This window comes from Ideonella sp., assembly GCF_041914305.1.
In the GTDB taxonomy this organism is placed as follows: Bacteria; Pseudomonadota; Gammaproteobacteria; order Burkholderiales; family Burkholderiaceae_C; genus Ideonella.
The window spans coordinates 244,126-269,941 of the sequence record NZ_JAYSDQ010000006.1 but is presented as its reverse complement, the minus strand read 5'-3'; the positions used below and the strand labels follow the sequence as shown (position 1 = coordinate 269,941).

At 68.8% G+C, this 25,816-nt stretch carries 20 protein-coding genes; 8 read left to right on the top strand and 12 right to left on the bottom strand.

Annotated elements, in window-relative coordinates:
• Positions 1–11: 11 nt before the first annotated feature.
• From ACE3SG_RS10735 to ACE3SG_RS10720, 4 genes are all read right to left on the bottom strand, one after another.
• Positions 12–2,477 (bottom strand): cation-translocating P-type ATPase, encoded by a 2,466-nt coding sequence (locus ACE3SG_RS10735; protein WP_374564871.1) that lies wholly within the window; start codon positions 2,475–2,477, stop codon positions 12–14.
• 106 nt (positions 2,478–2,583) lie between these two features.
• Positions 2,584–3,453: a cytochrome c3 family protein gene (locus tag ACE3SG_RS10730; protein WP_374564870.1), complete on the bottom strand. Its 870-nt coding sequence runs from the start codon at positions 3,451–3,453 to the stop codon at positions 2,584–2,586.
• Entirely contained in the window at positions 3,450–4,028 is a 579-nt protein-coding gene (locus tag ACE3SG_RS10725; protein WP_374564869.1) for a hypothetical protein, read from the bottom strand. The genes ACE3SG_RS10730 and ACE3SG_RS10725 overlap by 4 nt, the downstream gene beginning before the upstream one ends.
• Positions 4,028–5,275, bottom strand: a complete 1,248-nt coding sequence (locus tag ACE3SG_RS10720; protein ID WP_374564868.1) for a 2Fe-2S iron-sulfur cluster-binding protein — start codon at positions 5,273–5,275, stop codon at positions 4,028–4,030. The genes ACE3SG_RS10725 and ACE3SG_RS10720 overlap by 1 nt, the downstream gene beginning before the upstream one ends.
• Positions 5,276–5,765: 490 nt before the next feature.
• Between ACE3SG_RS10720 and ACE3SG_RS10715 the strand changes: the two genes are divergently transcribed.
• Positions 5,766–6,983, top strand: coding sequence for an acyl-CoA dehydrogenase family protein (locus ACE3SG_RS10715; RefSeq protein WP_374564867.1), 1,218 nt, complete (start codon positions 5,766–5,768; stop codon positions 6,981–6,983).
• 33 nt (positions 6,984–7,016) lie between these two features.
• On the opposite strand, the gene ACE3SG_RS10710 is transcribed toward ACE3SG_RS10715, so the two are convergent.
• The gene (locus ACE3SG_RS10710; protein WP_374564866.1) at positions 7,017–7,211 is read right to left on the bottom strand and encodes a hypothetical protein; all 195 of its coding nucleotides are present in this window, start codon (positions 7,209–7,211) and stop codon (positions 7,017–7,019) included.
• 225 nt (positions 7,212–7,436) lie between these two features.
• Between ACE3SG_RS10710 and ACE3SG_RS10705 the strand changes: the two genes are divergently transcribed.
• Entirely contained in the window at positions 7,437–9,302 is a 1,866-nt protein-coding gene (locus ACE3SG_RS10705; protein WP_374564865.1) for a diguanylate cyclase, read from the top strand.
• 74 nt (positions 9,303–9,376) lie between these two features.
• Here ACE3SG_RS10705 and ACE3SG_RS10700 read toward each other — a convergent pair whose 3' ends face one another.
• From ACE3SG_RS10700 to arcD, 4 genes are all read right to left on the bottom strand, one after another.
• Positions 9,377–10,693, bottom strand: coding sequence for a hypothetical protein (locus tag ACE3SG_RS10700; RefSeq protein WP_374564863.1), 1,317 nt, complete (start codon positions 10,691–10,693; stop codon positions 9,377–9,379).
• A gap of 236 nt (positions 10,694–10,929) precedes the next feature.
• Positions 10,930–13,527: a collagenase gene (locus ACE3SG_RS10695; RefSeq protein WP_374564862.1), complete on the bottom strand. Its 2,598-nt coding sequence runs from the start codon at positions 13,525–13,527 to the stop codon at positions 10,930–10,932.
• Between the two features lie 409 nt (positions 13,528–13,936).
• The gene (gene arcC / locus ACE3SG_RS10690; RefSeq protein WP_374564861.1) at positions 13,937–14,965 is read right to left on the bottom strand and encodes a carbamate kinase; all 1,029 of its coding nucleotides are present in this window, start codon (positions 14,963–14,965) and stop codon (positions 13,937–13,939) included.
• A complete protein-coding gene (gene arcD, locus ACE3SG_RS10685; protein WP_374564860.1) occupies positions 14,962–16,458 on the bottom strand; it encodes an arginine-ornithine antiporter in 1,497 nt (498 codons plus the stop codon). The genes arcC and arcD overlap by 4 nt, the downstream gene beginning before the upstream one ends.
• 189 nt (positions 16,459–16,647) lie before the next feature.
• On the opposite strand from arcD, the gene ppsA reads away from it, so the two are divergent.
• The 6 genes from ppsA to ACE3SG_RS10655 all read left to right on the top strand — a co-directional run bounded on the left by ppsA (position 16,648) and on the right by ACE3SG_RS10655 (position 22,532).
• Positions 16,648–19,119 carry a phosphoenolpyruvate synthase gene (gene ppsA / locus ACE3SG_RS10680; RefSeq protein ID WP_374564859.1) on the top strand — a complete coding sequence of 824 codons (2,472 nt, stop codon included), beginning with the start codon at positions 16,648–16,650 and terminating at the stop codon, positions 19,117–19,119.
• Positions 19,116–19,499 carry a cyclic nucleotide-binding/CBS domain-containing protein gene (locus ACE3SG_RS10675; protein ID WP_374564858.1) on the top strand — a complete coding sequence of 128 codons (384 nt, stop codon included), beginning with the start codon at positions 19,116–19,118 and terminating at the stop codon, positions 19,497–19,499. The genes ppsA and ACE3SG_RS10675 overlap by 4 nt, the downstream gene beginning before the upstream one ends.
• Positions 19,500–19,533: 34 nt before the next feature.
• On the top strand, positions 19,534–20,475 hold the full coding sequence (locus tag ACE3SG_RS10670) for a DnaJ C-terminal domain-containing protein (RefSeq protein WP_374564857.1): 942 nt from the start codon (positions 19,534–19,536) through the stop codon (positions 20,473–20,475).
• Between the two features lie 4 nt (positions 20,476–20,479).
• On the top strand, positions 20,480–20,794 hold the full coding sequence (locus tag ACE3SG_RS10665; protein WP_374564856.1) for a chaperone modulator CbpM: 315 nt from the start codon (positions 20,480–20,482) through the stop codon (positions 20,792–20,794).
• Positions 20,795–20,848: 54 nt separating this feature from the next.
• Positions 20,849–21,325, top strand: a complete 477-nt coding sequence (locus ACE3SG_RS10660) for an OsmC family protein (RefSeq protein WP_374564854.1) — start codon at positions 20,849–20,851, stop codon at positions 21,323–21,325.
• Between the two features lie 274 nt (positions 21,326–21,599).
• Positions 21,600–22,532: a hypothetical protein gene (locus ACE3SG_RS10655; RefSeq protein WP_374564853.1), complete on the top strand. Its 933-nt coding sequence runs from the start codon at positions 21,600–21,602 to the stop codon at positions 22,530–22,532.
• 4 nt (positions 22,533–22,536) lie between these two features.
• Here ACE3SG_RS10655 and ACE3SG_RS10650 read toward each other — a convergent pair whose 3' ends face one another.
• The 3 genes from ACE3SG_RS10650 to ACE3SG_RS10640 are packed head-to-tail and all read right to left on the bottom strand — an operon-like array spanning position 22,537 to position 25,749.
• Complete coding sequence (locus tag ACE3SG_RS10650) at positions 22,537–25,173, bottom strand: diguanylate cyclase domain-containing protein (protein WP_374564851.1); 2,637 nt, start codon at positions 25,171–25,173, stop codon at positions 22,537–22,539.
• 5 nt (positions 25,174–25,178) lie between these two features.
• A complete protein-coding gene (locus ACE3SG_RS10645; RefSeq protein WP_374564850.1) occupies positions 25,179–25,379 on the bottom strand; it encodes a DUF2892 domain-containing protein in 201 nt (66 codons plus the stop codon).
• 13 nt (positions 25,380–25,392) lie between these two features.
• Complete coding sequence (locus ACE3SG_RS10640; RefSeq protein ID WP_374564849.1) at positions 25,393–25,749, bottom strand: hypothetical protein; 357 nt, start codon at positions 25,747–25,749, stop codon at positions 25,393–25,395.
• Between the last annotated feature and the right edge of the window lie 67 nt (positions 25,750–25,816).

Here is a 25,816-nt window from a genome sequence, read left to right as displayed (position 1 = left end):
GTGGTCTGCACTCAAGCGGGGTGGCGCCTCAGCCGCGCGGCCAGCCCGAAGGTGATCGCGGCAATCAGGACGAACGCCGCGGCCACCAGCGCCCAGTCGTCGCCATGCAACGGGCGAAGGCTCAGCAGCTGGCTGACCATCGGGACCTGGACGAGAACAACCACCGACGCCAGCGTGCCGAAGGCCACCCAGCGGGGGGTGGCCTCGCGCAGCCGGGTCAGGCCGGCGGTGAAGGCGGCGCTGGCCAGCAGCAGCATCGCCAACGCCATCGCGCGGGCATGCTCGACATCGTGGTCGGCACCGAGCGCATGCAGGTAGCTCCAGACCACGGCCACGCTGACGAGCGCGCCCACCGCGCCGATGCCCACCCACGACGCGACCGAGAAGAAGCGCGCACGCCGGTGGCGCTGTACCGGCGCGAGCGGCCCTTGCACCGGCAGGTCCTGAAACGCCAGCATCGCGGTCGGGTGGATCACCAGCTCCAGCCAGACGATGTGGATCGGCAAGAACAGCAAAGGCAGGCCGATGAGCGGGATGACCGCCGCGCCGATCACCAGCGGCAGGTGCACCAGCAGCAGGTAGGCAAACGCCAGGCGCAGGTTCTGAAACAGCTGGCGGCCTTCGGCCACAGCGTCGACGATGGTCCGGAAGTTGTCGTCGAGCAGCACCACCGGCGCCACCTCGCGCGCGCTGCGCGTGCCGCGCTCGCCCATGGCCACGCCGATGTCGGCCAGGCGCAGCGCCGGCACATCGTTGACACCGTCGCCGGTGACGGCCACCAGCTCGCCGCCGGCCTGCAGCGCCTGCACCAGCGCCAGCTTCTGCGGCGGCGTGGCGCGGGCCACCACGTCGACACCGTCGTTGGCGACCAGCACGGCGCCGGCATCGTCGCTGGGCGCGAGCACCACGACCTTCGGCTGCGCGCCGCCGAGCCCGATCTCGCGCGCGATCGCCGCGGCCGTGGCCGGGTGGTCGCCGGTGACCATGATCACGCGCATGCCGGCGGCCATGCAGTCGGCGATGGCCTCGCGCACGCCGCCGCGCACCGGGTCTTCGAAGGCCAGCAGGCCGCCGAAGGTGAAAGCCTCGCCGGGTTCGACATCGAGGGGCGCCCCTGCAGGCAACTCGCGCAGGGCGCAGGCAATCACCTTGTGCCCCGACGCCGCATAGGCCTGCACCCGATCGAGCCAGCCGGCCCGGGCTTGCGCGGACAAGGCGCAAACGTCCATCACGGTCTCGGGCGCACCTTTGGTGAAGGCCGTCGGCCGGCCGCCCGCCGGCTGCCAGACCACCGTCTCGCGGCGCCGGGCTTCGGTGAACGGAAAGTCGGCCAGCCGGCTCGCCGGCGGCAGCGGGCCCGCCGCCGCGTGCAAGGCCTGGTCGAGCGGGTCGCCGCTGTCGGGCCGTGCCGCGAAGGTGGCCACCTGCAGCACCGACGCGTCGTCGTGCCCACCGGCCGGTGCCCGGTGGGCCAGCACCAGCGTGCCGGCGGTGATGGTGCCCGTCTTGTCGGACACGATGCAGCTGATGCGGCCGATGTTCTCGACCGCGACCGCGCGCCGCACCAGCGCCTTCTTGCGCGCCAGGCGAAACACGCCGACGCCGAGGAAGAACGTGTAGACGACCGGAAACTCCTCGGGCAACGCGGCCACGGCCAGCGTGACCGCGCTCAGGATCGCGTCGATCCAGCCATGGCCGTGCCACAGGCGCACCGCGGCGAGGGCGAGGCACATCATCACCGCCACGCCGAGCAGCACGTAGACGAGCTCGCCGATGGCCTTTTGCAGCGGCGTGGCGGCGTGGCTGCCTTCGGTGGCCGAGCGGGCGATCTCGCCGTAGCGTGTCTCGCTGCCGATGCAGGCGACGCGCAAGCGCGCGGTGCCGGTCAGCAGCCGTGTGCCGGCAGTGCCCCAGTGGTTGTCGGCCGCCTGGCCTGCCCGCAGGCCGGCTGGGCCCAACGCCTGTTTGGCCACCGGCAATGATTCGCCGGTGAGGGTGGACTCGTCGACCTGCAGGCCGCTGCCGGACACCAGCAGCCCGTCGGCCGGAAAGTACTCGCCCGGCGTGACCTCGGCCAGGTCCCCCGGCACCAGCTCGCGCGAGGGGATGTCCTGCCAGGCCCCGTCGCGCAGCACGCGAGCCGTGCTGGCCAGCCGGCTGGCCAGGCCGGCCGACGAAGCGACCGTGCGGCGGTGCAGGAAAGCGTCCATGCCCAGCAGCGGCGCCATCGCCACGAGCAGGGTCACCGATTCGGTGAACTGCCCCAGCAGGCCGAATAGGCCCGCCGTGAGCAGCAAAAACCACAGCATCGGGTCGCGCGCGGTGTCGCGGGCCACCACGCGCCAGCCGCTGGCGGCGTGGGCCACGATGTCGTTGAACCCGTAGGCGCGCTGCGCCGCGACCTGTGCCGCGCTGAGGCCTTCGTCGGCGGCGCCGAGCACCGGCAGCCTGTCGGTGGGAATGTCGCGAAGGCTCATGCGGGGGCAGTCTGCCATGGGCGCAGGCGCGCCCGTGTGTCATTTGGGCGGTGGCCGCGCTGCGCGCGAAGCAATGGTCGTCGGCTGGCGCTCGGCTTCATCGGTGTCAATCACGCTCGCGCCGTCGATCACCGCCCTCGCCGCGTTTGGCGTCGTCCTCGTCGGCGCTGCGGTGGCACTTCACGCAATTCTCGAAGTTGCGGATGCCTTCTTTCTCGTGCTCCGCGCGGATGTTGGCCGGCGTGTGCTCGTGGCAGCCGTAGCAGGTGTAGCGCTTGAAGTCATGGCCCTCGTGGCAGGTCACGCAGGTGGCGTCGTGGTCGCGGTCGAGGACGAAGAACTCGTCGTGCTCGAAGGTGGCCGGCTTCCACGCCGTGGTCGCATGGCACTGCCCGCAGTTGCCCTGGACCTGGCGGTGCAAGGTGTCCGACGGGGCCTTGTGGCAACCGGTGCACGAGGCGTTCTGGGCCAGCAAGGCGTGGTCGAAGGTGGCCGGCTTCCAGGCCTGCGTGCGGTGGCACTGCCCGCAGCCGACGCTGAGGTCGCGGTGGATCTCGTTCTTGGGCGTGGCGTGGCACGACTCGCAGCGCTCGCGCGCGGCCACGCGCAGCAGGTCGTGCGAAAACGGCTTGCGGCTGCGCCGTGTGAGCTTCGGGCCGGCGTGGTCGCTGTGGCAGGCCACGCAGTCTTGCTCGATCAACTCCTGGTGGAACGAGGTCTTCAGCCCCTGCTGCGCAATGGCCACGCCCTTGGTCGAGCGCAGGCCGATGTCGGCCACCGCGTGGCACTCGGTGCAGCGCTGCGCAGCGGCGCCGCGCCAGGGTGCGTGGCAGGCAAAGCAGTCGGTGGTCAGCTCGGCGTGCCCGCGCGACAGCGCGCCCGGGCTCACCATCAGGTGCGGGTAGACGAACGCCAGCGCCACCAGCACGACCAGGTTGGCCGCGATGACGATGAGCAGCCAGGGCGGGCGCTTCACTTCCAGCCCCAGAACAGGAACACCGCGATGATGTGGGCCAGCGCCAGCCCGGCGAAGGCCAGCGTGATCGGAAAGTGGATCACGCGCCACTTGCGAACGGCGTCGAAGGTCAGGCTGTCCCAGTAGCTGCGCTCTTCGAGCTCGGCGGCCGACAGGCCCTGCCGGCGCATGCGCTGCTGCGCCTCGGCCAGCCGTTGGCGCGAACGATCGAGCAGAAACTTGCCGGTCAGGCCGCTGATCACGTTGACCAGCATGGCCACCACCGCGAGCCAGCCGAGGATCGCATTAAAGTGGATGCCGGCATGCACCAGCACCAGCAGTGAGCCCAGCCAGGCCAGGCCCTCGTGCCAGCGCAGCAACTGCGCCGGCTGGCCCGACTGGATCAGCTTGCGCTTGCGCAACGAGTACACGGTGGACGCGATGATCAGCAGCGTGCCCGGGATGCCCAGGTAGCGGCCGACCCAGACCGCGTTGAACACGTGCAGCAGGGCATCCAGCAACAGCGTGGCGACCACCAGCGCGCTGATGCCCGCCAGGAAGGGCAACACCTCGCGGCGCAGCAACCGGGCTTGCATCAAGCCTCCAGCACCAGGGCCGACGAGGGCCGGCCGACGCACAGCAGGCAATGGCCCGGCGCCACGTCGTGATCGGGCGGGCTGGCGTAGTGCACGGCGCCGCTGGACAGCCGCGTCTCGCAGCTGCCGCAGCCGCCCGAGCGGCAGCCCGAGTCCACCACCACGCCGTGCCGCTCGGCAAAGTCGAGCAGGTTGGCGTCTTGCCCATCCCACACCAGCGAGCGGCCCGATCGGCTGAATCGAACCTCGACCGGGGCGGACACCCCCGGCGGCGGCACCTCGGCCGGCTCGCCGGGCAGCTCGATCGACGCCGGCCCGAAGGCCTCGAAATGCAGGTCCGCGCGCGGAACGCCCCATTCGACCAGGGCCGGCACCAGGCTTTGCATCATCGCCGGCGGGCCGCAGACGTAGAACTGGTGGCGGCCATGCGGCAGCGTGCGCTTGAGCAGGTCCACATCCACATGCCCGGTGTGCTGAAAGTCGGTGCCCAGCACGTCTTCGGGCCCGGGGCGGCTGTAGGCCACCGTGAGCGTGAGGTTCGAATGCGAGGCCGCGATCTGCTGCAACAGCGCCTTGAACGCATGCTCGCTGCTGTTGCGCAGCCCGTAGACCAGGTGCACGCGGCGCCCGGGCTGCTCGGCCAGGCACCAGCGCAGCATGCTCATCATCGGCGTGATGCCGATGCCCGCAGCCACCAGCACCGCGGGCACGCTGGCATCGGGGTCGATGAAGAAGTGGCCGGACGGCGCCTTGACCCTGACCACATCGCCGACCTGGACCCGGTCGTGAAAGTGGTTCGAGGCCACGCCGGGCGCCCACTCGGGGCGATCGGCCGGCGGCGGCACGCGCTTGACGGTGATGCGGTAGCCGGCCGGGTCGGGCCGGTCAGACAGCGAGTAGCAGCGTGTGACCGTGCGCTGGGCGCCGCCCGCACCGCGACCATCGTCGGGCACGTCGAGCGAGAAGGTCAAGAACTGGCCCGGCTTGAAGGCCGGCAATGCGGCACCGTCGACCGGCTCGAGGTAGAACGAGCACTGCGACCGCGCCGCGTCCTCGTGGTTGCGGGCGCGGACCCTGAACTCGCGCCAGCCGGCCCAGGCGGCGCCGGGCGCCAACGGCGCGGGGCCCGGCATCGCCGGCAGCGCCGCCACGGTGCCACGCCGCCGCCACAGCACCACGCCCACGCCCACTGCAATTTGCAGCAGCAGCGCAGCGGAGATCCAGGCCAGAAGCTGGGCGGCAGTCACTGGGGGATGTGTCGTCTACGCGAGGCAAACCATGCGGTCGATTCTGTCGGCCGGGTGGTCGCGCCCGCTTGACCTCCATCAAGCGCAGCCGGGCACAGCGTGAAACCCGCCCCACCGACCTAGTGTCCTGTCCCACAAATAACTGCCATTTGGATTCGGCCAGATGCTGATGATCGTGCGGTCGGGTGACGAGGCTGATACCGGGTGGTATCGGCCTTGGCGCACGGCCGCGCGAGGGCGGCATCTGGCCGAACTGCTGCGCAGCGGGCCGCAATGGGGTGCTCGCCGCGTTGCCAAGCCGGGCAGATACCACCCGGTATCTGCCCGGCTCGGCGCCTTGCGTTCATCCCCATTTCGGCCCGTCCAAATGTCAGTTATTTGCGGGACAGGACACTAGGGGCAGCGAACGGCCCGATTGCGGTGCGTCAAAGCCGCCGTCCAGCGCCGCCGCTAGGGTCACCCTCTTTGTCTGACCCAGGAAAAGCCCGCCGTGAATGCCATTGTCAAACCCGCCCTGCCCGCTTCGCTGGCCGGCTTGAGCCCCGCTGCCGCCGCGCGGGTGGAGCGTGTTCGTGAGATCGCCCGCCAAGTGGCCGGGCCCGCCGCCGCCGCGGTGGACCGCGACGCGCGCTTTCCGCACGAAGCGATCGACGCGCTGAAGGCCGAGCGCCTGCTGTCGGCCCATGTGCCCGAGCGCTTCGGCGGCCTGGGCGCCAACATCACCGAGCTGGGCCAGATGTGCGAGGCGCTGGGCCAGCGCTGCGCCTCGGCCGCGATGGTGTTCGCGATGCACCAGGTGCAGGTGGCCTGCCTGGTGCGCCACGGCAGCACGCCGTTCTTCGAGAACTACCTGCAAGAGCTGGTGCGCGAGCAGCGCCTGATCGCCTCGGTGACCAGCGAGGCCGGCGTGGGCGGCTCGGTGCGCACCAGCATCTGCCCGATCGAGACCGAGGCCGACGGCAGCTGCCGTGTGCGCAAGGAGGGCACGGTGGTGTCGTATGGCGACGCGGCCGACGATTTCTTGATCACCGTGCGGCGCAATGTCGAATCGGTGGCAGGTGACCAGGCCATGGTGTTGGCGCGCAAGCCGCAGTGCGAGATGCAGCTGGTGGGCACCTGGGACGCGATGGGCATGCGCGGCACCTGCAGCCCGGGCTACACCCTTACCGCGCGCTTCGGGCCCGAGCAGGTCGTGCCGGCGCCGTTTGCCGACATCAACGCCCACACGATGGTGCCGTGGGCGCACATCCTGTGGAGCTCGGCCTGGCTCGGCATCGCGACCGACGCGGTCGCCCGCGCCCGCGCGTTCGTGCGCGACACCGGCCGCCGCATGGCCGCCACCCCGCCCACCGCCACCCGCCTGAGCGACGTGTCGACCCAGCTGCAGCTGATGCGCGTGCACGTGCACGAATGGACACGCCGCTACGACCAGATGACCGCCGCCGCCGATGGTGGCGCGCAAGAGTTGTCGTCGGTGGCCTGCGCGGTGCAGCTCAACCACCTGAAGCTCGCCAGCTCCGAGCTGGTGGCCGAGATCTGCACCAAGGCACTTCGCATCGCCGGCACCACCGGCTACCGCAACGACTCGCCCTACAGCATCACCCGCCACCTGCGCGACGCGCATTCGGCGGCACTGATGATCGGCAACGAGCGCATCCACGCCGCCAACGGCGCGCTGCACATGGTGTACCGCGACGACGCGCTGTGACGAGGCCCTGACGGCCTCGCCCGGCGACTCGGGTCAGGAACCGGGTGGGGTGCTGCCCGGCTTCTTGTCTTCGGGCTTGGCGCCACCCTGCTCGGGGTGTGCGCGATCGACGTCGCCGGGCGACTCGGGCCCGGTCTGGCCGGTTTCGCCCAGGCGGTGGTCTTCATCGTCGTGTTCGAGACCACCCTGAAGACCCGGGGGGAAGTCTTGTGTCTTGCGTCCAACCATGAGCGGCTCCTTGGCGAATTGAAGAGCTTTCGCAGACCGACCTGATTTGCACCTGAACGGCGTGTGCGTGGGCCGGCGAAATTCTTCTTTGCGCATTTTGTCAGGTCACAGGGCCATGGCGAGCCTGCGGGCCCTTCGCATCTGCGTTGGCCTGCCGAAATGCCCTGAAGAATGCCGACTGCCCGCCTCTCACGCCTTGCGCTGGCCGCCCTTCTGGCAGGAACGATGAGCGCCACTTCGGCGGGATCACTGGTGTCAGAACAGGACAGGGCCGCCGCCCAAGACGCCATCGAGCAGTACGCGCGCGCCGCGTCGAACGCGCACGATGATCCTCGTGCGCTGCTCGCCATGCAAACGCGCAGACTGCAAGAACCTTCGACAAAGCCAGACGAACGCTTCTGGGCGCTGTTGCTTCAGGCGCGCGCCCTGTCGCTGCTCGAACAGCCTCGCGAACTGGAGCAGGCGTTGAATCAGGCCCAGCTCCAGCTGCAGGCTCTTTCGGCGCCCACTGCACTGCCCGGGCTCGCGCTGCGGGTGCTTCAGCTGCAGCTGGCAGCCCTTTCCGGCGACGCCGAAGCGCTGCGCGATCCAGCCCGCCAGTTGGCGAAAGACATCGACGAAGCGGGCTCGATGAAGTTGGCCTGCGATGTCGCGATCATGCGCGCCGAGATCGAATCCGAGACGGCTACCGTCGATGAGGCGTGGCGCCACGCAGAAATGGCCCTCGAATGCGCGACCTCGATCGACGACCCGGAGCTCAAGGCTTCGGCCTACCTGCAGATGGGGCGCCTGGCGCGCGGCACATCCGCCGGGCAGTCTTCAAGGCAGTCCGCTGCCACCTACTTTCGTCAAGCCAAGGAGGCCCTGGGTGCACACCCCGCTCGATACCTGCGCAGCATCATCGAGTGGGAGGCGGGCAAGACCCTCAAACGCGACGAGTTCGCGGCCAGCGAAGCCCATTTCAACGCGGCGCTCGCCCTCAGCAAGGAGATCGGCGACGAAGTCGGCGTCGCGGTCGCCTCGGTCGACCTGGCTGGCATCGCCCTGCAAAAGCGCCAGTTCTCGAATACCGTGGCGCTTGCGACACGCGCCCGCAAGACGTATGAGCGCCAGTCCATCCTGCAGCGCATTCCGTCGACCTACGCCATCACCATACCCGCGCTGGCTGCGATCAACTGGCCGGCGGCACAGCGCGACATCGAACGCGCGCGCGCGCTGCAGAGCGCCGCCATCGCGCCGCTGGAAAGAGCCCATCTGGCGAGGACGATCGCCCAGGTCTACGCGTCGAATCACCTGTTCGAGGACGCGTACCGCGAACTGACCCGAAGCAACGCGCTCGAGGCCACGGCGCGCCAGGACGAGTCCTCGAAGATGGTGATGCGCTTGCAGGCGGTTCACGAAGCCGCACAACGCGACGCCGAGAACGCGAAGCTTGCGCTTCGCAACGAGACGGCCCGGTTGGAGTTGGTGGCGGCAGGTGCGAGGCACGAGCGCCTGCTCGTGGCTCTCGGTGCGGCCGTGCTGATCCTGCTGTCCGGTGCCGCCGTCTTTGCCAGGGTGCTGCGCCAGCGGCGCAGCCTTTCGGTGTTGGCACTGCGTGACGAACTGACGGGCACGCCCAACCGCCGCGCCATCCTGGCCATGGCGGACACGCAATGGAATCACTGCAAGAGCCTGAACATGCCCTTGCTGGTCGCCATGATCGATCTCGACTATTTCAAGAAGGTCAACGACGTTCACGGCCATCCCGTGGGAGACCTCGTGCTGCAGGCTTTTGCCAAGGCGGCCACCGGTGCGCTGCGCTCGCAGGACCGGGTCGGCCGGTATGGCGGTGAAGAATGGCTCCTGGTCGCACCCAGCGCGAAGGAGGCCGATGTCCAGGCGATCTTCGATCGCATCCGCTCGCGCTACACCGAGCAAGCGATCCCGGGGTTGCCGTCACCGCACGGCTTGACCTTCTCCATGGGGGCGGCCCTGAGCCATGGCGGATCGGACGGGCTCGCCGCGATGATTGCCGAAGCGGACCGCTGCCTGTACGAGGCCAAGTCCGCAGGCAGGGACCGCGTCGTGCTGGCCTGCGCCGCGGTATAGGAGCGGCAGCCCCCCAAGAACAGCCGCCTGCGTCGAATCATGGCGGGCTGCGGCGAACCGGCCTGCGGCGCTGTTCAAACGTCACCTTGTGGCTGGCGCTTCTGCCTGCCCGCCTCGTCGTGCAGTTGGCCCAGGCTGTGTTCGAGCTCGGAATTGCGCTGGCGCAGCAGCGCGGTTTCGACCCTGCTGCGTTCCAGGTCCAGCCTCACGGCCATCGCCTGCGCACGATTGTCCGCTTGAGATTTGAGCAGCGCCTCGCGCATCTCGGCATACCGCTTGTGGCATTCGAGCGCGGCACGCCAGTGACACTGCGCTTCGTGCAGCAGGCAATTCTCCAAATGGGTGCGAGCGAGTTCGTCCTTGTCGTGGCCCTCGGCAAGAAGCTCCAAAGCCGAAGCGATGTGTGCTCCCGCTGCTCGATACTGGTGGCACAGCCGCTCGACTTTCGCCGCGCGGAGCTCCAGCGCGCCCCGTGCCGGGCGGGAGCCGATCTGCTGCGCCGAGCGCACACCGCGGCGCAGCAGCGCGCGCGCTTCGTCGTACCAACCCAGGTCGATCAAGGTGTCGCCGGCGGTCTCCACGCACTTGACGACAAGGTGGTGGTGGCCGGTGACTTCGAGGCTGCCAATGTGTTCCTGCAGATCTCCAATGCACCGTGCCAACGCCGACGTGATGCCCCCGCCGCCGCGCGCCAACTCGACCCGATAGACCAGCAGGTTTCCCATGCAGATGGCCGCGAGGTCCGGGTCGTCGAACCGATCGAGCAGCTTGATCGAATCCTCGGCGGCCTCGACCGAGCGCTGCAGTTGCCCCAATGCGTAGTAGGTCGCGCCCGCGTTGCTCCAGAAGATGCAGGTGTCGCGTGGCTGATCGACCAGGCGCGGGAGGATCTGCGTCGCGCGGTCCAGCAGCTCGAGCGCCTCACGGAATTCGCCGAGGCGCGCCAGGATCAGGGACTGCAGGGCCAGGATGCTGACCAGGCGCCCGGGGACGTCCGCGCGATCCAGCAGGTCAATCGCACGGTAGCCGGCAAGCATCGCTTCGTGCATGCGGCCAGCGTATTGGTGACTCAACGCCAGCACGTGATGACAAACGCCGAGCTGGAACAGGTCTGCGCTGGCCTCGAGCGTCTGCAGGCACGTCTGCGCAATCTCGATGGCCTCTTCGATCTGGCCGCTGCGCGCTGAGCGTTCCGCGCGCCCCAGGCGCTCGGCAAGCGTGGCGCCAGGTAGCGCGGGTGGCGCGGGTGGCGGCACCGACTCGACCGGCGGCGCCTTGCGCTGCGCCGCACGCGCGCGCCTGGCGTCGCTTGGTGCGCGTGTCGCCCCTTGCAGGACGCCGGTGATTTGAGCAAAACCGAGCTCGCCCGGTTGGGAATCGCCCCCACCCACCGGCCCTCCGCGAGTCGGCGCCAACGGTGCTGCGCGTTTCGTCTTGGGCGATGGTGGCATGTAGGAAGAAAAGAATCCAGCAGATGCCGTCGGGACGGCGTGCTGTCCATGATCAGGGAAGAACGCGAAAACACGAAAGCAAGCAGGGCACGAAGCGACGAATGTTGCCGCCTCGTGCCCTTGTCGCCCTTCTATTTCAAATGGCTACGTCAAATCGCCCCATGGGCATCTGCTCATCAGTAGTTGGTCGACAGGCTGAGGCCGGAATAGGCGGCCTTGCCGTGCACACTCAGGTAGACATAACCTGCGGTCGTGACCGGAACCGTGATGCTTTCGGCGTTGGTACCGCCGATCGATCGGTAGTCGTACTGGGTCGGGGTGGCCCAACCAGAGGTGCTGACGTACAGATCGGCATTGCCCGTTCCTGCACTGGTTCGGATGGCGAGCTGCGCATTCGGCTTGTCGACGTAGATGTAAAAGTACGCCACGTCATTGGCCGCGCCGGACAGGTCCTTGCGAACGCATCCATTCGCCATCTCGTCTGTCCGCTGCGGACAGGTATTCGACCCCCCACTGCTGACGGTGATTGTTTTCTTCACCTTCGACGTGAGACCCCCGTTGTCGGTCACCTTCAGCTGCACTGAATACTTGCCGGCGGCCGCATACGTCTTGCTGGGGTTTGGCGACGTCGACGTAGTGCCGTCGTGGAACGTCCATTTGCGTGAAGCAATGCTGCCATCCACGTCGGTGGAGCGGTCGGTGAACGTCGCGGTCAGGCCGTTGACGCCAGTATCGAAAGCGGCCGTCGGCGCCTGATTGGGTGAGGTGCCACCGTCGCAATTGACGCCCACGCTTGCCACATTCGCCAGCCAGCTGCGAAATTCAGCGTCATATCGGCTGCCAATGGTGCTCTTCAGCAACGTGCGGGCGCCGTTCCAATCGCCTGGCCTGTAGTCGCCCAGCAGCGTGGTGATGTCCGCCCGATGGCGCTCCATCATGAAGCTCACCGCCAAATAGCCCCAGTTGTAGATCCTCGTCTGGTCGTCGTTGTAGTCGGTGTCGAAAAGCTCGTTGAGGGTGTACGTCTGAAGACTCGCCTGAGCCAGGGCGTTGTCGTACCGAACCTGCCGGAAGCAGTAGGACATGTGCTCGGCGGACCCTTCTATCCACCACACCGTGGGCGTCGAGATGGCGGCATTGAAATCGCCGTACATGTTGAAGCGGCCATCCAGGTAATGGTCGTATTCATGGTTCAGGTTCCAAACCTCGAATGTCGGCCGCACCCATTCGGCCTCGTAGGCAATGAACCTCGCCTGATTTCCCGCCTTCGACGGGTCGCCTTCGAGGTACATGCCCCCGTTGTTCGTGTCGATGCCGTACAGCGGCCCCGCATACGTCTCATAGTCGGAGCTGCTATCGAATACGACGAGTTCCAGATTGGTGTTGTTGTCGTTGGCGACCGGAACCCGATTGGTCAGAAACTTGGTGTGGAAGTAGCTCTCTTCACTCAAGACACTGGTGCACACCCGCTGCATCTCGTCCGCCGTCATGCTTTGCGCACGCAGCGTCAGCGTGCTGCTGCAGATCTTCTTGAGCGGCAGCGCCGCGGCGTCGGCCTTGGTTTTCCAGCCGCAAAGGTTGTAGTAGGTGCAGTTGCCCGCGTCATAGTAGTCGGTCGAATCGCCCATGCTGACCCACACCGGCGCAGTGACACCCGTCACCGACGAGCGGTCCACGATGCTTTTCACCAGGGGGCGGACCTTGCTCTTCAGGCCGGCGTATTGAAGGAATCTGGCCAGTTCGCGGGAGGCATTGACCACCAGATAGGATTCGGTGCCGCCCAGCTTCCCCCAGTGGCGCGAACTGAAATTGCTCAGCGTGTCGGTGATTGACGGGTCTGTCTGCACCAGCGCCTGAAAATCCGCATTCTGATGCCCCCGGAACAGCACCGTGAAGGTGTTGTTGGCCGCATTCAGCATGCCCCAATAAGCGTCCCAGCTGTTGTCATAGGTGTCCAGCAGTTCCTGGACGGTCCCGAGATAGCGCGCGTTCTCGGTCGAAGAGTCGATGAGCGTCACCGCCTCCATCAAGATATTGCCGTTCGCATCGGAAACAATCCGCGACGCGGGATTGTTGAAGAACGCGTCCAGCCCCGACTCGATGGCATTCTTCAGGCCGCTTCCATAGCTCCCGACGTCGGCGGCGTTGTAGTACTGAACGTAGTAACCGGCCCGCAGATAGGTGACGATCTGCTCGGTGCTGTTCCGATTGTCGCCGGCATAGACATTGCCATCGTCGCGCAGGCCGTACGCGACATAGGTCATCTGGCTTTCGTTGAAAGCTCTTCTCGCATCGTCGCCGGTGAGGCTGTACAGGGTATTGATGCAGTCCGTGGTCGACGAGCGAATCGCGCTGACGAGCGCCCAGCCGGTATTGTTGGTGAAGGTGGAGACGTCACATGACGCGGCGCCGGTGTTGGGTTTTGATTTGTCGACGCGGCGTTTGGCGGGCGATTCGTCCGGGCGAAGCTTCAGGTGCTCGCGAGAAGATGAAAGCGGCGGCCTTTCCTTGCTCGAAAGGCTCTGGTGCCGGTGCTTGTCGAGCACCGTACTTTGGCCGTATCCGGCCGAAGGTGGCAGCGTTGTATGCGCTGGCGCCGCCGCCTGGGCAGTCAATCCTGCGCTCAACAGTAGGGTGCCCAAGGAAAATATATAGCCGCTCATTAAATGCCTCGCACAGAGGATTGAAAAGCGCAAACGCTGCGCCGGTACGCCCGGCAAGATCCGGGAATAGGTTGGTCGGGTTCTGGTATCGCGCTGGATCCACTCGGCCATGCCGGCCGATCCAACGCACGTTTCATTCGATGCCGGTGACGCGGGGCGCTGCAGACGTTGGGCGCTGATTCGTCCGCAACACGACGGCCGTTTCAAGGCTGTCTGTCGAGCCCAGAAATGACCATGGCGTCACGCCGCTGCTCTCATCAGCCCTGGAGTTTCAGGTCCACGATTTCCATGACTGACGCGAGGCGACGGGGTCAATGTATGGGTCACATGTCAAATGCATGACAGGGTTTGCAGCATTCGGGCAGTCATCTAGACGCCGCCCGTGTCGGGCGCTGCAACGGTGGCGCGGCGGGGCTACCGGGGCGGGAGCGGAGGCAGCGGCAACAGCCAGCCGCGCAGCGCAGGCACCGGCTGCGCAGGCTGGGGCGGCGGCGGCGCCGCGGGCGGTGTGGAACGGCCCCTAACGCGCAGGCTGCGCGTGCGCGACGGACATGGGCGACGCCGGGGCGCCCGGCCCCGCGTCGGTCGCCAGCTCGATCCCGGTCGACGCCACACTGACCCAGGTGCCGGCCGCGTGGTCCACCAGGCGCTCGATGTCGTCGAGCGAGCCGATCACCGCCGGCTGGGCGGTCGCGCGGGCAAATTCGCAGGCGGCCTCGACCTTCGGCCCGATCGAGCCTGCGGCAAAGGCGAGCGCCTGCAATGCGTCGGGCGCGGCGCTGCGGATCTCGCGCTGCGACGGCGTTTCCCAGTCCAGGCAGACCGCCGGCACGTCGGTGGCGATCAGCAGCAGGTCGGCCCCCAGCTGGCGCGCCAGCAGGCCGGCGGCCAGGTCCTTGTCGATCACCGCTTCGACGCCCTGCTTCTCGTGGCCGTGGCCGGTGGCCGCCACGGGGATGCCGCCACCGCCGGCGCAAACGACCACCGTGCCGTGTTCCAGCAGCGCCCGCACCGAGCGCAGCCCGATGATCTGGCGCGGCTTCGGTGATGGCACCGCGCGGCGCAGGCCGGCGCCGTCGGGCACCATGTGCCAGCCCCGCTCGGCGGCCAGCACGGCGCCTTGGGCAGCGTCGTAGACCGGCCCGATCGGCTTGCTGGGCCGGCTGAAGGCCGGGTCTGACAGATCGACCTCGACGCGGGTCAGCAACGTGGCCACGCTGCGCCCGGGCGACAGGCAGTTGGCGATCTCCTGCTCCAGCAGGTAGCCGATCATCCCTTCGGTCTGAGCGCCCAACACGTCGAGCGGGTACGGCCGCACATCGTGGAAGGCTTCGTTCTGCAACGCCAGCAGGCCCACCTGCGGCCCGTTGCCGTGCGCCACCACGAGCCGGTAGCGGTGGGCCAGCCGGGCGATCTGCCGCGCCGCATGGCGGATGTTGGCCAGCTGCGCCGCGGCCTCCAGCGGCTCGCCGCGGCGCAGCAAGGCGTTGCCGCCCAGCGCAACGACGAGCAGCGGCGCGTCACCGTCGATCGAGGTCGTGGTGCTCACAGCTTCAGGTCACCGGTCGACAGCATGTAGGCCGCCACGCCCGCGGCCGCCACCAGCACCGCCGCCACGCCCCACTCGGCCGCGTTGAACAGGCGCTGCTTCTGCTCGCGCCGAGCCCAGGCAAAGACGGCCAGGCCGGGTGCGTACAGCAAGGCGCTGAGCAGCAGGTATTTCGGCCCGGCGGCATAGAGCAGCCAGACGCAGTAGACGCTGGCGAACGCGGCGATCAGCAGGTCGCGCGTGCGGCCCCGCGTCTCGCCGTTGTAGCCGGTGCCTTGCCAGGCCGAGCGCAGCGCGTGCAGGCCGGTGAACAGGTAGGGCACGAGGATCATCGACGTGGCCAGCAGGATCAGCGCCAGGTAGGTCGCGTTGGCCCACAGCGTCATCAGCAAGAAGACCTGCGTCAGGCCGTTGGTGACCCATAGCGCGGCCGATGGCGAGGCGCTGGCGTTCTCGCGCGCCAAGGCCTGCGGCATCAGGTGTTCACGCGCCGGCGTGAACAGCGTTTCGGCGGCCAGCAGGATCCACGCCAGCAGCGCGCCCCCCACCGACACCAGCAGCCCGATGCTGACCAGCTTGGCACCCCACGGGCCGGCGGCCTTTTCGAGCACACCCGCCATCGACGGGTTCTTCAGCCCGGCCAGGTCGGCCTGCCCCATGACCCCGAGGGACAGCAGCGACACCGCCATCAGCAGCGCCAGCACGACACCAAAGCCGATCAGCGTGGCCCGCCCGACATCGGCTCGGTTGGCCGCCCGCGCCGAGTAGACGCTGGCGCCTTCGATGCCGATGAACACCCACACCGTGACCAGCATCGTGCTCTTGACCTGGTCGAACACCGAGCCGAGCGCGGGTGCGCCCCACATGCCGGCGGTGAAGGTGTCGACCTGGAACGCGGCCACCGCCAGCGCGACGAACATCACCAGCGGCACCAGCTTGGCCAGCGTGGTCAGCATGTTGGCGAAGGCGGCGCTGCGCACGCCCGCCAAGGTCAGGCCGTGCAGGGCCCACAGCAGCGCCGAGGCGCAGGTGATGGCGAGCACGTTGTTGCCCTCGCCGAACTGCGGGAAGAAGGTGGCCAGCGCCGAGAAGAAGATCACCAGGTAGCCGGCGTTGCCGATCCACGCGCTGATCCAATACCCCCAGGCCGAGCTGAAGCCGACCAGGTCGCCGCCGCTGGCGCGGGCGTAGGCGTAGACGCCGTTGTCCAGCGCCGGCTGCCGCGTGGCGAGTGTCTGGTAGACGAAGGCCAGCGCCAGCATGCCCGCGCCGGTGATCAGCCAGCCGAGCAAGATCGCGCCGGCACCGGCGCCCGCGGCCATGTTCTGCGGCAGGCTGAAGATGCCGCTGCCGATCATCGAGCCGATCACCAGCGCCGACAACGCGGCCAGGCGCAGGGGCCGTTTTTCCGCGGCTGCGGCGGGCGCCTTCGCGCCACCGCCCGCCCCTTGGTCGACGGGAACGCCCCGCCACGACGGATTCACGATACTCATCTCTTGTCTCCTCGGGTGGCCGCGGTGCGGCTCGTGGGGCGCAAGGTAGCGCTCGCGCCGGCCACCGGCCTTGCGCCAGCGCAAGTGCGCCGGCAGGTGGCGGCCCGGGTCGGCTTTGCGCTGCGTCAACTCCCGCCCCTTGCGCCGCGGCATGCTCTGGGCCATCGGCGTCCATACCTGGAGAGCACCATGCCCCGACGAGACGAGCACCACGATGCGGCCCGTGCCGCGCACATCCTGTGGTTCTCTGAACTCGGCGTGGGCGATGTGGCCTTGGTGGGCGGCAAGAACGCCTCGCTCGGCGAGATGTACCGCGAGCTCGCGGCCCAGGGCGTGCGCGTGCCCAACGGCTTTGCCGTCACCGCCGCCGCCTTTCGCCACGTGCTCGACGCGGCCGACGCCTGGCCGCGCCTGCACCGGGCGCTGGACGGGCTCGACACCCGCGACGTGGACGACCTGGCGCGGCGTGCCCAGCAGGCGCGCGAGATCGTCTACGGTGCGCCGCTGCCGCCCGGCCTGGTGGCCGAGATCACCGCCGCCTACGCGCAACTGCAGGCCGAATACGGCCAGCACGTGGCGGTGGCCGTGCGCAGCTCGGCCACGGCCGAAGACCTGCCCACCGCCAGCTTTGCCGGCCAGCACGAAACCTACCTGAACATCGCCGGCGAAGCCAAGCTGCTCGACAGCATCCGCCGCTGCTTCGCCAGCCTGTTCATGGACCGCGCGATCAGCTACCGGGTCGACAACGGCTTCGACCACTTCAAGGTGCTGCAGTCGGTGGGCGTGATGAAGATGGTGCGCTCGGACCGCGCCGCCAGCGGCGTGACCTTCACGCTCGACACCGAGACCGGCTTTCGCGACGTGGTGTTCACCACCGGCGCCTACGGCCTGGGCGAAAACGTGGTGCAGGGCACCGTCGACCCCGACGAGTTCTACGTCTTCAAGCCGACGCTGCGCCAAGGCCACCGCCAGGTGCTGCGGCGCAAGCTGGGCGGCAAGAAGATCCGCATGGTGTATGCCGCCGGCGCCGGGCGCGAAGCCACCCGCAACGTGCCCACACCGAAGGAAGACCGGGCGCGCTTTTGCATCACCGACGACGAGGTGCTGGCGCTGGCCGATGCGGCGCTGAAGATCGAGGCGCACTACAGCCGCAAGGCCGGCCGGCCGACACCGATGGACATCGAATGGGCCAAGGACGGCGTCGACGGCCAGCTCTACATCGTGCAGGCGCGGCCCGAGACCGTGGCCTCGCAACGGCCGGTGGGCCAGGTCGACGAATACCGCCTGACGGCCCAGGGTGAGCTGCGCGCCAGCGGGCGCGCCGTGGGCGGCAAGATCGCCACCGGCAAGGCGCGCGTGATCACCGATGTGGCGCAGCTGCATCTCTTTCAGCCCGGCGAGGTGCTGGTGGCCGACACCACGATGCCCGACTGGGGCACGGTGATGAAGACCGCCGCCGCGGTGGTCACCAACCGCGGTGGGCGCACCTGCCACGCCGCGATCGTGGCGCGCGAGCTGGGCATCCCGGCGGTCGTCGGCTGCGATGACGCGACCACCCGGCTGCGCACCGGCGACGAGGTCACCGTGTCGTGCGCCGAAGGTGCGGTGGGCCATGTCTACGCCGGCGCCCTGCCCTTCACCACCACCCGCACCGACCTGACCCAGCTGCCGCGCCCGCAGACGCACCTGATGGTCAACCTGGGCAACCCCGACACCGCTTTCCAGACCGCGATGCTGCCCACCGATGGCGTGGGCCTGGCGCGCATGGAGTTCATCGTCGCCGAGCACATCAAGGTTCACCCGATGGCGCTGGTGCACCCCGAGAAGATCGACGATGCGGCCGTGCGCGAGCAGATCGGCCGCCTGACCCAGGGCTGCGACCGACCGGCAGAGTTCTTCGTGCGCCAGCTGGCCGAAGGCGTGGGCACCATCGCGGCGGCGTTCTACCCGCAGCCGGTGATCGTGCGCATGTCCGACTTCAAGACCAACGAGTACGCCAGCCTGCTGGGCGGCCGTTGGTTCGAGCCGAAAGAAGAGAACCCGATGATCGGCTTTCGCGGAGCCTCGCGCTACACCCACCCGGCCTACGCCGAGGGCTTTGCGCTCGAGTGCGCGGCGATGAAGCGGGTGCGCGACGAGATGGGGCTGACCAACGTCAAGCTGATGATCCCGTTCTGCCGCCGGGTGCCCGAGGCCGAGCGCGTGCTGCAGGCCATGGCCGCCCAGGGGCTGGGGCGCGGCGTCAACGGCCTGGAGGTCTACGTGATGTGCGAGATCCCGAACAACGTGGTCCAGATCGACGCATTCGCCCGGCTGTTCGACGGCTTCTCGATCGGCTCCAACGACCTGACCCAGCTGGTGCTCGGCGTTGACCGCGACTCGGGCATCGTCGCTTTCGATTTCGACGAGCGCGATGATGGCGTCAAGGCGATGATCCGGCAGGCGATCGAGGGCGCACGGCGCAACGGCCGCCACGCCGGCATCTGCGGCCAGGCGCCGTCGGACCACCCCGAGATGGCCGAGTTCCTGGTGGAGCTGGGCATCGACTCGATCAGCGTGACGCCGGACACGCTGCTGAAGATCACGCGCGAGGTGCTGGCCGTCGAGCGGCGGCTGGGTCGGCCACCGCGCGCCCACCCTGTGAGGCAGGAGCCGTCATGAGCAGACTGATTTCGTCCCTGATGCAACCCCGGGTCTGGTCCATCGACATGGACGACACGATCTCCGAGGTCGAACGCCAGTTCGCCGAACAAGGGCTGACCTGGGCCCCGGTGCTCGAATCGAAACGCACGATCGTCGGCGTGATCAGCGCGGCCGACCTGCTGCAGTTTCACGCCCAAGAGCGCGACCCGGCGCGGGTGGCAGCCTGGCAGCTGTGCAGCTACAAGCCGATCAGCGTCGACGAACACACGCCGCTTGCCGAGGTGGCCCGGCAGATGACAGAGCAAGGCATTCACCACGTGGTGGTGACCCGTGGCGAATGCATTGCCGGTGTCGTGTCGTCGATGGACTTCGTGCGCACCTTCGTCGACGCGGGTTGACCGCGGATGGACCACCGATTGCCCCGGGGCACGCATGGAATTCAAGAACTACTACGCCACGCTCGGCGTCGAGAAGACCGCCACGCCGGACGAGATCAAGCGCGCCTACCGCAAGCTGGCGCGCAAGTACCACCCCGATGTCAGCAAGGAGCCTGACGCCGAGGCGCGCTTCAAGGAGGTCTCCGAAGCCTACGAGGCGCTGGGCGACCCCGAGCGGCGGGCCGCCTACGACGAGGTGGGCCAGCGCTACCAGCGCGGGCAGGAGTTTCGCCCACCGCCCGGCTGGGACAGCGGCTACGAGTTCAGCGGCGGTGGCGGGCCGGGCGACGGCATGGACTTCAGCGACTTCTTCGAGTCGCTGTTCGGCCGCCATGCCCAAGGCGGGCGCGCGCATGGCGCGCCGCACGCGACCGGCACCGACCACCACGCGAAGATCACGATCGATCTGGCAGACGCCTACCGCGGCGCGCGGCGCTCGGTGTCGCTGCAGGTGCCGGTGACCGATGCGCAAGGCCGTGTCGCCTGGCAAGAGCGCCAGCTCGACGTGAACATCCCCCAGGGTGTGCGCGAAGGCCAGCACCTGCGGTTGGCCGGCCAGGGCGCGGCGGGGCACGGCGGCGGGCCGGCCGGCGACCTGTACCTGGAGATCGCCTTCCGCCCGCACCCGCACTTTCGGGTCGACGGGCGTGATGTCTACCTGAACCTGCCGATCGCACCGTGGGAGGCCGCGCTGGGCGCCACCGTGACGGCGCCCACGCCCGATGGCAGCGTGCAGCTGACGGTGCCGCCCGGGTCGTCGTCGGGCCGCAAGCTGCGGCTCAAGGGCAAGGGGCTGCCCGGCAACCCCGCGGGCGATCTGTACGCCGTGCTCGGCATCACCGTGCCGGCGGCCGATTCGCCCGAAGCCAAGGAAGCCTACGCCGCACTGGCCCGCAGCTTCGCCCACTTCAACCCGCGCAGCACGCTGGAGGCTTGACGCGATGGCCCACGTACAACTGGTGATCGACGCCGTGGTGGTCGACGAGACGGTGCAGTTCAGCCTGGCCGAGCTGTGCCATGCCTGCCAGGCCGACAGCGCCAGCCTGGTGGCGCTGGTCGACGAAGGTGTGCTGCAGCCCGCCGGCCAACGGCCCGACGAGTGGCGCTTCAGCGGGGCGGCGCTGCAGCGCGCACGCGCCGCCCTGCGCCTGTCTCGCGACCTGGACCTGTCGGCCAGCGGCACCGCGCTGGTGCTCGACCTGCTGGACGAGATCGCCGCGCTGCGCGCGAAACTCCACCGTGCCGGCATGGCCTGAGAGGTTGAGAGTCTTTCACCCCTGCCCGCCCCCACTTCGACAACCAAGGACGACATGAACGACACCATCCAACTCGACCTGGTGCAGCAAGAGAACTACCGCTTCGAAGCCCGTTTCGACAACCCGGCGTTGCCGGCGCTGACCACCGACGAGCCGCCCCCGCTGGGCGCCGACGCCGGCCCCAACCCGACCCGCCTGCTGACCACCGCGGTGGCCAATTGCCTGTCGGCCAGCCTGCTGTTCGCGATGCGCAAGTTCAAGAACGAGCCCGGGCCGCTGCACACCCACGCGACGACCTCGCTGGTGCGCAATGAACAGGGTCGCCTGCGCGTGGGCGGCATCGCGGTCACGGTGCAGCTCGGCGTGCCCTGGGCCACGCTGAAGCAGCCCGCGCGCGTGCTGTCGCAGTTCGAAGAATTCTGCGTCGTGACCCAAAGCGTTCGCGCGGCGATCCCGGTCGAGGTGCGCGTGGTCGACAGCACCGGCGCGGTGTTGCCCGCCGGCGAACCCGAGCCGACGACTGTCGGCTGACAGGCCCGGCACCTTGGCCGGCGTTTGACCCGAATCAACGACGGCCGGGCCCGGCGCGCCCAGGATCGAGACTCCAGAAGAAGGAGTCTGCATGAAGGCAACGCTGAACAAGTCCCTCGCGGGCCGCGCGTCCCTGGTTTGGGCGCTCTGCTGCGTTGCAAATCCTCGCCATAGCACCAGCTATGGCTGTGGTTTGCGCCTTGCAGCCCATCCCAAACCAGGGCGCGCAGCCTCGCGGGGACTTGTTCAGCGTCGCCTGACGCTTTTTGCAAGCGTGGCGTTGCTGGCGCTGGCCGGGCCGGCCTGGGCCACCGACTTTCAACTGGCCCCGGTCAAGCTCCCGGGCGGGGTCACGATCTTCGGCACCCTGTCGACCGACGGCACAGTCGGGCCGCTGGCGCCCGGTCACATCACGGGCTGGCGCGTCACCGTTCGCACCACCACCCGCTACGGCTACAGCCCGGGCCAGCCGGGCGGCCCGGCGCTGATGGGCGTGTCCGTCACCCCCGATGGCCAGCGCCTTCGCGTCAAGACATCACCCGATGGCGTGCGCGACGGCGGCCTGCTGGCCTTCGGCTCGTTCGGGCCGGGGCCTGAGCATGGTGTGCAGGTGGCCAACTTCACCGGCCCCTATGCGGCCGGCGGCACGGCGTTCTACCTGTCCGGGCCGGCGTTCGAGTGGTACGACTACGCCGCACCCAACCACAGCCAGTGGACCGTGGCGAAGGCCACCGCCGGAAGCTCGGTCTACCGGCTGGTGCCCGTGGTCTTCCCGAGCGGGGCGACGATGGCGGGCCAGATCACCACCGACGGCAGCACCGGCCCGCTGGGCGCTTCGCAGCTGCTGGACTGGCAGATCACGGTGCGTGCGGTCGACGATCGCGTCTACTTCAAGACGGCCGACAGCGCGAACAGCGTGGTGCTGCCCGCCACGGCCGGGCTCAGCACGGACGGCCAGACGCTGTATGTGGACAGCGCGAACGGCTACCTCGGCGTGGGCATCCCGGCCGTGCCGCCACGGCGCCCGGAAGGTGCCGTGCTGGCGGACTTTGGCGACCTGGCGCCGCGCAAGGGCCAGGCCGGCTACTTCAACGCCTTCGCCGTTCAGTACGTGCCGCTGCGCTTCAGTGGCACGGCCTACCCGGTGGCGCGGGTGGCGCCTGCGTCTGCGATGCTGGCGCCTGAACAGGCACCGGCACTCGAGTAGCTCGTCACAAGGCGACAGGCCGCGGCTCGATCAGGCTCGCCAGCTCGACCCGGCCCTTGCCACCGCGCTTGGCCCGCAGCATCGCCTGGTCGGCCTTGGCCAGCAGCACCGAGGGCTCGACACCGTCCAGCGGCGCCAGCGCCACGCCAACGCTCGTTCCCACGCGCGCCAACGCGCCGCCGGGCAATGCGACAGGGGCTTGCAGCGTGTCGATCAGGCGCGGCACGATCTCCTGCCACTCGGTGGGCTCGGCGAGCATCGTCAGCAGCACCACGAACTCGTCGCCGCCCACGCGCCCGGCCGTGTCGTTGGCCCGCAGGCACGATTGCAGGCGCCGCCCGATCTCGACCAGCAGCGCGTCGCCAGCCTCGTGGCCGTGGTGGTCGTTGACCTGCTTGAACCCGTCCAGGTCGAGGTAGCAGACCGCCACGAAGGTGCCCGAGCGCTGGCACGACAGGATCGATTGCCGCATCCGGTCGGCCAGCAGCAGCCGGTTGGGCAGCCCGGTGAGCGCATCGTGGAACGCGATGTGCTCCATCTGGGCCTGCAGGTCTTTCATCGCGGTGATGTCCACCATCATCCACAGCGACAGGCCATCGCCGAGGCTGACGCCGCTCAGGTCGATCCACAGCAGGTGGCCGTCCTTGTGGCGCAGCTCCAGCTGGGTGCGAAAGTGCACCCCGGCGCCCAGCACCGGGTAGGCCTGCGCGCCCAGGGTCTCGTAGGTCAGGTCATCGGGGTACAGCAGCCGCGCGGACTGGTCGTCCAGCTCGCCCGGGGCGTAGCCGAACAGCCGGTCCAGCGCGCGGTTCTTCCAGACCATCACGCGGTCGCGCAGCTTGACCATCGCGACGATGTCGTTGTCGAGCATGGCCGTCTGCTCGCGCATCACCCGCGCGGTTTCGACCCAGGCCTCGTGCTGCGCGGTCACATCCTGGGTGACGCTGCGGCTGCTCACGTACTGCCCCGACGCATCGACGATGGCCGTCACGCTGGCCCGCAGGTACCGCACCGGCCCATGCCGCGGCACCAGCTTCAGCTCCAGGCCGTCGAGATGACCCTCTTTCTTCACCTGGGGGAAGTTGGCGGCGAAGATGGCGCGGCCCTCGTCGTCCAGATAGTCGACCAGCCGGGCATGCCCGATCACCTCGTCGGCGCTGCAACCCAGCCACTGCAGCATCGTCGCGTTGACGTGGACGAACACGCCGTCGGCGTCGAGCGAGTGGTAGCCGCAAGGCGCGTGGTCGTAGAGATCGCGGATGCGCGCCGCCGACTCCTCCAGCGAGGCCTGCAGCCGCTTCTTCTCGGTGATGTCGCGCGCCGACGCGAAGACGAAGCGTTCGCCCTCGATGTTGGTCACGCTGAGCTGCAGGTCGATGTCCAGGATGCGGCCGTCGCCCGCGCGGTGCTGCACCTCCATCCGCTGCCGGTCCCCGACATGAACCTGGGCCAGCCAGTCGGCCACGCGGCGCTCGTCGTTGTGCACGTCCCAGCTGCTGATGTGCTGGCCCATCAGCTTGTCGGGCGAGGTGCCCAGCATCTGCGCGAACGAATCGCTCATCGCGATGATGCGCCCGTCGTCGTCGATGATGTGGATGCCGTCGGCGGTGGTCCGCATCATGGCCTCCATCAGCCGGGTCTGCCGGGCCAGGGCCTGGATGCTGCGCCACTCCGAGCTCCAGGCAACATAGGCGACCAGCGTGGTGGCCAGGATCAGCAACCAGGCCGCCGCGGCCAGCGCAGAGATCTGGCGCAGCTCGGTGCGCCACGGCGCAAAGAAGCGCTCGTTGGCCACGCCCGCCAGCACCAGCAGCGGCCAGCCTTCGACGCGGCGGTAGGCCGTGGTCCGCTCGATGCCATCGAGCGCCACGCGCGAGACCAGCACGCCGCGCAAAGGGTTCGCCGTGACCGCGCCGCGCAGCTCGGCCGACATGGTGGTCGACCCGATGGCCACTTCGCCGGCGGTGCCCGGGGCCAGCCGGGCCAGCAGCTTCAGGTCCGCGGTGCGCAGCGCCATCGAGTCATGGGTGTTCAGTTGGTAGCGGGCAAACAGCTGCTGGAAATGATCCAGTGGCATCGCCGCATACAGCATGCCGTCGAAGCGCCCCTGCACGACCAGCGGGCGAGCCAGCGTCATGATCCAGTGGCCCGTCACGCGCGACCGCAGCGGGCCGGCCAGCGCCACGCCGGCATCGGGGTGCTCGCGGGCGTAGACGAAGTGAGGCTGGTCCGAGATGTCGGCGATCACCGAATCGCGCAGGTCATTGCCCCAGCGCACGATGCCCGACGCATCGGCGAGCCGCAGCCCTTCGGCACCGGTCAGCAGGCGGCCGTGGCTGACCAGCGCGTGGTGGATGGCCTCGTCGCCCAGCTCGCCCCGCACGCGCAGCAGGTCGAGGTCGCTCAGCGTGGCCCGCATCAGCACGTCGACCGCAGACAGCTCAGCCGCCAGGTTGTTCTGCGCGATGGCGGCCAGCCCCTCGGCGGTGTCACGGGCCTGCGCCTCGTAGGCGCGCCGGCTGGCGCCGGTGACCATCACGACGGCCACCACCAGCAGGCCGGCCACCACCAGGTTGGCCAGCGTCAAGGTCGCCAGCAAGCGGGTGCGCTTGGCGGCTGCATCGACCTTGACCCGGGCCATCGGAGCTATCGGTGCGCCGACGAGCAGGTGCTGATGCCGAACAGGCGGTAGGCCGGGCAGAAGCGGAACAGGCCCGTGGCCAGCCCGACCACGCCGATGTAGCCCCAAGGCCCGATGATGCCGGCCAGCGCCAGACCGACCAGCGCGGCCCCGGCCGCAATGCGGATCACCCGATCGGCCGAGCCGACATTGGATGGCATGTCCATGGCGGGCTCCCGATCAGTGCGGCAGGCCGGCGCAAGCGTCGCGGCGCGGCTTGGCGGGCAGGGTCACGCCCTTTTCCTTCGCCCGGTCGGCCATCTGCCGGTGGTGCTCGTCCATGTAGGTCTTGCACTCGTCGGCGTTGCCCATGCCGCGCATCTTCTCTTGGTGGTCTTTGCGCTCTTGCGGCGTCATCATCGACCAGCCGGGGGTGTAGTCGGTGCCCCAGCGGCCGCCACGGTGCATGGGCCCTGGCGCGCCGGCGCGGGGGGCGCTGGCGCTGGACGCCGCGGGGGCCGGCGCCGTCTGCGCGAACAAGGGACCGGCGGCCAACAGCATGGCGGCCAGCGCTGCGATCGACACGGGGGTTCTCATGGCGGTTCCTTTCAATGAAGATGCCTGAAGCGTCGACGATAGGCCTGCGGCCGGCACGCTCGATTGA